General features: G+C 50.8%; 11 protein-coding genes. 5 read left to right on the forward strand and 6 right to left on the reverse strand.

The window, feature by feature from the left end; translation table 11 throughout:
- The first annotated feature begins 24 nt into the window (after nucleotides 1–24).
- From J0A65_RS12025 to J0A65_RS12045, 5 genes are read left to right on the forward strand one after another with little or no spacing between them, the layout of a single operon-like run.
- Complete coding sequence (locus J0A65_RS12025) at nucleotides 25–693, forward strand: Bax inhibitor-1/YccA family protein (protein ID WP_206594429.1); 669 nt, start codon at nucleotides 25–27, stop codon at nucleotides 691–693.
- Nucleotides 694–731: 38 nt separating this feature from the next.
- Nucleotides 732–1,115, forward strand: coding sequence for a sulfurtransferase complex subunit TusD (gene tusD / locus J0A65_RS12030; protein ID WP_206594430.1), 384 nt, complete (start codon nucleotides 732–734; stop codon nucleotides 1,113–1,115).
- On the forward strand, nucleotides 1,115–1,477 hold the full coding sequence (tusC, locus tag J0A65_RS12035) for a sulfurtransferase complex subunit TusC (protein ID WP_206594431.1): 363 nt from the start codon (nucleotides 1,115–1,117) through the stop codon (nucleotides 1,475–1,477). Before tusD ends, tusC begins: the two co-directional genes overlap by 1 nt.
- A complete protein-coding gene (gene tusB / locus J0A65_RS12040) occupies nucleotides 1,477–1,764 on the forward strand; it encodes a sulfurtransferase complex subunit TusB (RefSeq protein ID WP_206594432.1) in 288 nt (95 codons plus the stop codon). The genes tusC and tusB overlap by 1 nt, the downstream gene beginning before the upstream one ends.
- Complete coding sequence (locus J0A65_RS12045; RefSeq protein ID WP_206594433.1) at nucleotides 1,764–2,102, forward strand: TusE/DsrC/DsvC family sulfur relay protein; 339 nt, start codon at nucleotides 1,764–1,766, stop codon at nucleotides 2,100–2,102. The genes tusB and J0A65_RS12045 overlap by 1 nt, the downstream gene beginning before the upstream one ends.
- Nucleotides 2,103–2,155: 53 nt before the next feature.
- On the opposite strand, the gene J0A65_RS27680 is transcribed toward J0A65_RS12045, so the two are convergent.
- From J0A65_RS27680 to J0A65_RS27355, 6 genes are all read right to left on the reverse strand, one after another.
- A complete protein-coding gene (locus J0A65_RS27680) occupies nucleotides 2,156–2,287 on the reverse strand; it encodes a hypothetical protein (RefSeq protein ID WP_269814662.1) in 132 nt (43 codons plus the stop codon).
- A 128-nt stretch (nucleotides 2,288–2,415) separates the two neighbouring features.
- The gene (gene serS / locus J0A65_RS12050; RefSeq protein ID WP_206594434.1) at nucleotides 2,416–3,705 is read right to left on the reverse strand and encodes a serine--tRNA ligase; all 1,290 of its coding nucleotides are present in this window, start codon (nucleotides 3,703–3,705) and stop codon (nucleotides 2,416–2,418) included.
- Nucleotides 3,706–3,714: 9 nt separating this feature from the next.
- On the reverse strand, nucleotides 3,715–4,104 hold the full coding sequence (gene crcB / locus J0A65_RS12055; protein ID WP_332874234.1) for a fluoride efflux transporter CrcB: 390 nt from the start codon (nucleotides 4,102–4,104) through the stop codon (nucleotides 3,715–3,717).
- Entirely contained in the window at nucleotides 4,097–5,416 is a 1,320-nt protein-coding gene (locus J0A65_RS12060) for a replication-associated recombination protein A (protein WP_206594436.1), read from the reverse strand. Before J0A65_RS12060 ends, crcB begins: the two co-directional genes overlap by 8 nt.
- Nucleotides 5,413–6,045 (reverse strand): outer membrane lipoprotein periplasmic chaperone LolA, encoded by a 633-nt coding sequence (gene lolA, locus J0A65_RS12065; protein WP_206594437.1) that lies wholly within the window; start codon nucleotides 6,043–6,045, stop codon nucleotides 5,413–5,415. The genes J0A65_RS12060 and lolA overlap by 4 nt, the downstream gene beginning before the upstream one ends.
- Nucleotides 6,046–6,124: 79 nt before the next feature.
- Nucleotides 6,125–6,714, reverse strand: a 590-nt coding sequence (locus J0A65_RS27355) for a DNA translocase FtsK (RefSeq protein ID WP_332874335.1), incomplete at its 5' end; no start/stop codon positions are given.

Below are 6,714 nucleotides of genomic sequence, written 5' to 3' on the forward strand. Positions count from 1 at the left end.
ACTGGTTTAACTTCGGAGTGATAAATGGATCAGAGAACCCTTTATAGCAGTTCGTCACAAGCCTCGGTGTTGGAGACAAACAAAGTACTGCGCAACACTTATACGTTGCTAGCCATGACAATGGTGTTCAGTGCTGTGTGTGCAGGCTTAACCATGGCCATGGGCATTTCCCCGTTGGCAGCCCTAGGCATGAACATCGGCGCGTTGGTGCTGTTGTTTGTGGTTAACAAAAAAGCCGACAGCGCATCCGGCATTTTCTGGGTGTTCGCTTTTACCGGATTACTGGGTGGCTCATTGGGCTTCACCCTGAATTACTATGCCGGTATGCAAAACGGCCCTCAATTGATCATGCAGGCATTTGGTGCCACTGCCCTGGTCTTCTTCGGTTTGTCGGCTTATGCCCTGACCACCAAGAAAGACTTCTCTTTTATGGGTGGCTTCCTGATGATTGGTATGATTGTGGCGCTGGTTGCCGCTATCGCTAACATTTTCCTGCAAATTCCTGCCATGAGCCTGGCCATTAGTGCTGGTATCGTATTGATTATGTCTGGTTTCATTCTGTTTGATACCAGCCGCATTATTAACGGTGGCGAGACCAACTATATTCGTGCAACAGTCGGCTTGTACCTAAGTATCTACAACCTGTTCACTTCCATCCTGCATCTGCTGGGTGCGTTTAACGGCGACGACTGATACACTAACGCCCTGCCAAGCAGGGCGTTTTTTTATCTATGGCGACATTTTCCATTCTAGTTACTTCTGCTCCATTCGACACTCAGGGTAGTCACAGTGCCTTGCAGTTTGCCCAGGCTGTATTAGCCCAAGGGCACAAAATCCAAGGTATTTTCTTCTATCAGGCCGGTGTGAATAATGCCAACGCTTGGTCACAGGCACCAGCAGACGAGCTTAATCTGCCGAAGGCCTGGCGAGACCTTCAAGCTAAGGGCGTCGCACTGCATGTATGTAACACCGCAGCAGCCAGACGAGGGGTGCTCTCAGAGCCTGAAAGTACTGAGCGTGGATTGCCTGCCCACAATCTTCAAGCACCTATGCAGGCCAGTGGATTGGGCCAGTTTATAGAAATGCTGAATGTGGACCGGGTGGTACAGTTCTGATGCAAAGCAAACGAATCGCCATAGTTAACCGCACTGCCCCACATGGCACAAGCCATGGCCAGGAAGCATTGGACATGGCCATGGTGGCAGGCACCTTTGGGCAGGAGGTTGGGCTGTTTTTTATCGATGACGGGGTTTTCCAGCTCGTTAAAGACCAGCATCCTGAGGCGGCTTTGCGCAAAAACTACAGCAAAACCTTTGCTGCGCTGGAGTTCTACGATATCGATACCTTGCTGGTATGCCAACAAAGTCTGCTCTCCAGAGGATTAACCGAAGCCGATTTATGTGTGCCGGTCGAGGTGTTGTCATCTGAATCCCTGCGAAGTGCATTAGCGCAGTTTGACCATATAGTGAGTTTTTAATGATCCTGCATTTGCTGCGTAGCAGCCCTTTTTCAGATCACAGCCTGAGCCAGTGTTTAAGCCGTATCGCCAAACAAGATGGCATTGTGTTGATACAAGACGCGGTTTACGCCCTGCAAGGCCATCAGCAAGCCTGGTACAGCCTTTTGATGCAATGCGAACAGCTTTATGTGCTGCAAGACGACCTTTATGCCCGAGGCATCAAGGCTGCTGATGCCATTTGCACTATCGATTATCCGCAACTGGTCGCGCTGACCCTGAAGTTTGACAAGGTAATGAGCTGGTAATGGAACAAACAATTGAATTTAACGGCCGTAGTATTGCAGTGGACAAAGCAGGATACTTATTAAACAGCCAGGATTGGGATGAAGCATTAGCTTTGCATCTAGCCGATCGTGAAGGTATTGATATGACGGATGCCCACTGGGAGGTGGTGCTTTTTGTGCGGCATTTTTATCAGGAATTTAATACCAGCCCAGCCATCCGCGCCCTGGTAAAAGCCATGGAAAAAGCTTATGGCCCGGAAAAAGGCAATAGCCGTTATCTGCAGCGATTGTTCCCGGAAGGCCCCGCCAAACAGGCCACTAAACTCGCTGGTTTGCCCAAACCGGCGAAATGTTTGTAGAAATACCACAGTTTTAAATAACCACGGCTAAAACGACCCACTTTTAGTCGGAATTACCCTAGTAACCCATTGTAAACCGTTATAAAGGTTAACCAGAACAAATAGGTAACCATACCTACCGTGACAATCAGGGTTAGGTAATAGAGCACCTTCATCAGCAGGCGCACATCTCGCGTAGCTTTCATAGGCAAACGGATTCTGCTTATCTGTTGTGAGTAAAGCACAAAATCCCGCCAATGAAAGTTTTAAGCCTTTTTCGTAATAAAAAAACGGGCCATGTGGCCCGCTTCTATTACTCGATAGCGTTGAAGGCTTAGCGAATAACCTCAATGCCCCCCATATATGGGCGCAGCACATCAGGGATTTCCACACTGCCATCGGCCTGCTGATAGTTTTCCAGAATGGCAACCAAGGTTCGCCCCACCGCCAAACCAGAGCCATTTAAAGTGTGCAGCAGTTCAGGCTTGCCGGTTTCCGGATTACGATAGCGGGCCTGCATACGGCGCGCCTGGAAATCCAGCATATTGGAGCAAGAAGAAATCTCTCTGTAGGTGTTTTGGGCAGGTAGCCATACTTCCAGATCGTACGTCTTGCATGAACCAAAGCCCATATCACCGGTACAAAGCAGCATCTTACGGTATGGCAACCCCAGTAAACGCAGGACCTTCTCGGCATGCTCGGTAAGCTCTTCCAGTGCCTCGAAAGACTCCTCTGGCTTAACCAGCTGTACCAACTCAACCTTATCAAACTGATGCTGGCGAATCAGACCACGGGTGTCACGCCCATAGGAGCCAGCCTCGCTACGAAAACAAGGTGTGTGAGCCGTCATCTTCAGTGGCAGTTGTTCTGCCGGGAAAATCTCATCTCGTCCCAGGTTGGTGAGCGGTACCTCTGCGGTGGGGATCAAGCTTAGCCCCTGCCCCTCTTCTGTAGCAGGCTTAGTATGGAATAGATCCTCGCCAAACTTTGGCAATTGGCCGGTACCAAACAAGCTATCGGCGTTGACCAGATAAGGTACGTACATTTCCTGATAACCATGTTCACTGGTATGCAGGTCCAGCATAAACTGCGTTAACGCACGATGCAGACGGGCAATCTTGCCGCGCATAACCACAAAACGCGCGCCACTGAGCTTAACCCCGGCTTCAAAGTCCAGGCCTTTGTCCAGCGCCGTGGCCACATCAACATGGTCTTTTATGTCGAAATCGAACTGGCGTGGCGTACCCCAACGGCTGATTTCTTTGTTCTCTTCTTCATCGCGACCGACTGGCACAGATTCATGTGGCAAATTAGGTAGCGCCTGAGACAATTGACTGATTTCCTCTAACAGCGCATCCAGTTCAGTTTTTGCACTGTCCAACTCGTCACCCAGCTTGCCAACTTCAGCCAGTAAGGGGGCTATATCTTCACCGGCGGCTTTGGCTTTACCTATATTTTTGGAGCGCACATTGCGCTCATTCTGCAATTCCTGTGTACGGATCTGCAGATCTTTGCGTTTTTCTTCAAGGGATTTAAAGGTCGCCACATCCAGGGTAAAGCCGCGGGTGGCAAGGCGCTGTGCGGTTGTTTCGATATCGCTGCGCAAAAAATTCGGGTCTAACATGCTGTGTGATTAACCTTTGTTTATGATCAACTTGATACCCAACCATGCGGCCAACAGGCAACACAGCAGGTTTAACAAAATATTGCCCACGGCTTTCATCCATGCACCTTGTTGCATAAGCAATAAGGTATCCAGGGAAAACGTGGAAAATGTGGTCAGGGCGCCAATAAAACCAATGCTCAAAAAGGTTCGCCAGGGATGGCCTGCCACATACTCGCTCTCGATAAGACCATACACAACGCCTAGCATCAAGGAGCCGAGAATATTGACCGCCAGTGTACCAAAGGGAAACCCTTTGCCAAACCACTGCAAAGCCAGTTGCGAAATAAAATAACGTAAACAGGCGCCCATAGCGCCGCCCGCGGCAATAGTCGCATATAAAGCAAAACTGTTACTTATAACGTTGCTGCTCACTTTGCTCATCCTGTTCGCGCAAATAATCCAATTTGGCACGAATTTGCTTCTCCAGACCGCGCTCATTAGGCAGATAATAGCGCTGATTTGCAAGCTCCGGTGGCAGATAAGATTCACCGGCGGCATAGGCCCCCGGCTCATTATGGGCATAGCGGTATTCACTGCCATAGCCCTGCTCTTTCATCAGTTTGGTTGGCGCATTGCGAAGATGGTGAGGCACCTCAAAATTAGCCAGCTCTCTGGCGTCTCTGCGAGCCTGTTTATAGGCCGTATACAGGGCGTTGCTCTTGGCTGCGCAGGCACAATACACCAGCGCCTGGGCAATGGCGCGCTCTCCTTCGGCCGGGCCAACCCGATGAAAGATATCCCAGGCGTTCAGACAGACCTGTAACGCCCTAGGATCGGCATTACCAATATCCTCCGACGCTATTGCCAGTAAACGTCTGGCCGCCACTAATGGATCGCAACCCGCTTCCAGCATTCGCGCATACCAATACAGAGCCCCATCTGGTGACGAGCCTCTTACGGATTTGTGTAAGGCAGACAACATGTCGTAAAACTGATCGCCGCCCTTATCAAAGGCGGCCACCTTACCGCCTACCGCTTCACGCACTGTATCGACGCTCACCACCCCCTGCGCGGCAAAATCCGCCGCCAGCTCCAGATAATTAAGCAAACGTCTGCCATCGCCATCAGCCAGTTGAGTTAACAACTGTTGTGCATCGTCAGCCAGGGTAATGCCAGCGTAACGGCTATCCTGCATAGCCCTAGACAACATCTGCGTTAAGTCTTCTGCTTCCAGTTTCTTAAGCAGATACACTCTGGCTCTGGACAGCAAGGCACCATTGAGTTCAAAAGACGGGTTTTCGGTAGTCGCGCCGATAAAAATGACGGTACCGTCTTCAATGTGGGGTAAGAAAGCATCCTGCTGGCTCTTATTAAAGCGATGCACCTCATCCACAAACAACAAGGTCCTTTTGCCTCGCGCCTGGGCCTGGTGCCGGGCATTATCAATAGCCTGACGTATCTCCTTTACCCCTGAGGTCACCGCAGAGATGCGCTCTACATGGGCATCACAATAATTGGCGATCAGTTCAGCCAGGGTGGTTTTTCCCGTGCCAGGTGGGCCCCAGAGGATCATGGAATGGGCTTTGCCCTGCTCGATTGCGCGGCGCAGCGGCTTTCCTTCCCCCAAAATATGCTGCTGACCGGCGTAGTCTTCCAGGCACTTTGGCCGCATCAACGCGGCCAGTGGCTGGTAAGGATTGTCCTGGCCAAAGTCCAGCTCTTGGGTCATGGTTTTGGCAAACTTCCGGTCTGTACCTGGCGCTGGTCATCCAGCTCAAACCCTGCAGGAAGGGTAAAGCTAAACACCTCGGCCGGTAAGCCCTTGTTTTGCTGAATATCGGAAAAATCCAGAGTACTGGTTTGTTGCTGTCTGTCCAGCAGGCTAAGGGAAACCAAAGTTTGTCCTTCAAATCGCAGAGTCAGGGTCTCAATCTGGCTGTCTTCGCTGTGACTACGTATCTGGTAGCTGGTCCCCTCTGCCGTCACACTAAAATCCTGCCAATGCTGACTATCTGGCTGTGCCAGTAAAATCAGCGGATTGTCGGCCACTGTTGCCTGTTGGTCCATAGCGATAGCCTGTTCCACAAAGGGGTCAACATGCCAAACCGTCTGACCATCGGCGATCAACAAACTCTCATCGGGTGCAAACAGTTCCCAACGTAATTTATTCGGCTGCAGCAGTTGCAGCTTGCCTGTGGCTTCCTGCACCTGCTGTCCTTGACCGTCAACAACCTGCTGAGAAAAATTGGCCTGAAAACTATGCAGTTCATGCAGCCTACTTTTCAGACTATCCGCGGCATCATTGGCCAGTACAGGAAACACCAAAACACATAAGCTGCTTAGAAAAATTTTCTTCATACACACTTCTTGGGTAATTCACACAGTCACATTGTGACAAGCTAAACTGACCATTGCCTGAACAACAGCTGTCGCTGCATCAAACTGGTGGCGGTGCCAACACTTCACGGTTGCCGTTATGGCCTTGTGCACTCACCACGCCGCACATTTCCATCTGCTCAACAATTCGGGCTGCACGGTTGTAGCCAATTCTAAACTGGCGCTGCACACTGGATACCGAGGCACGACGGCTTTGGGTAACAAAAGCCACCGCTTCGTCGTAAAGTGGATCGGATTCCGCATCATCACCTTCCGCCTGCTCTCCGGGCAGCAGCACTTCAGCGCTACCCTCTCCGCTTAATATTTCATCGATATAATTTGGCTTGCCACGTTTTTGCCAGTCTGCCACCACAGCATGGACTTCGTGATCATCCACAAAGGCACCATGTACCCGGGTCGGCACGCCGGTACCTGGTGGCAAATACAACATATCCCCTTGTCCTAACAAGGCTTCGGCGCCCTGCTGGTCCAGGATAGTTCTTGAATCGATCTTAGATGACACCTGAAAGGCAATACGGGTGGGAATGTTGGCTTTAATAAGACCGGTAATAACATCAACTGACGGACGCTGCGTGGCCAGTACTAAGTGGATACCGGCTGCCCGCGCCTTTTGGGCAATACGGGCAATCA

The organism is Bowmanella yangjiangensis (genome assembly GCF_017255015.1).
GTDB lineage: Bacteria > Pseudomonadota > Gammaproteobacteria > Enterobacterales > Alteromonadaceae > Bowmanella > Bowmanella yangjiangensis.

Bases quoted from the DNA above. Each gene is read 5' to 3' on its own strand.
- lolA (WP_206594437.1), bottom strand. From the start codon at position 6,045: ATGAAGAAAATTTTTCTAAGCAGCTTATGTGTTTTGGTGTTTCCTGTA.
- J0A65_RS12025 (WP_206594429.1), top strand. From the start codon at position 25: ATGGATCAGAGAACCCTTTATAGCAGTTCGTCACAAGCCTCGGTGTTG.
- J0A65_RS27680 (WP_269814662.1), bottom strand. From the start codon at position 2,287: ATGAAAGCTACGCGAGATGTGCGCCTGCTGATGAAGGTGCTCTATTAC.
- J0A65_RS12060 (WP_206594436.1), bottom strand. From the start codon at position 5,416: ATGACCCAAGAGCTGGACTTTGGCCAGGACAATCCTTACCAGCCACTG.
- serS (WP_206594434.1), bottom strand. From the start codon at position 3,705: ATGTTAGACCCGAATTTTTTGCGCAGCGATATCGAAACAACCGCACAG.
- tusB (WP_206594432.1), top strand. From the start codon at position 1,477: ATGATCCTGCATTTGCTGCGTAGCAGCCCTTTTTCAGATCACAGCCTG.
- tusC (WP_206594431.1), top strand. From the start codon at position 1,115: ATGCAAAGCAAACGAATCGCCATAGTTAACCGCACTGCCCCACATGGC.
- tusD (WP_206594430.1), top strand. From the start codon at position 732: ATGGCGACATTTTCCATTCTAGTTACTTCTGCTCCATTCGACACTCAG.
- J0A65_RS12045 (WP_206594433.1), top strand. From the start codon at position 1,764: ATGGAACAAACAATTGAATTTAACGGCCGTAGTATTGCAGTGGACAAA.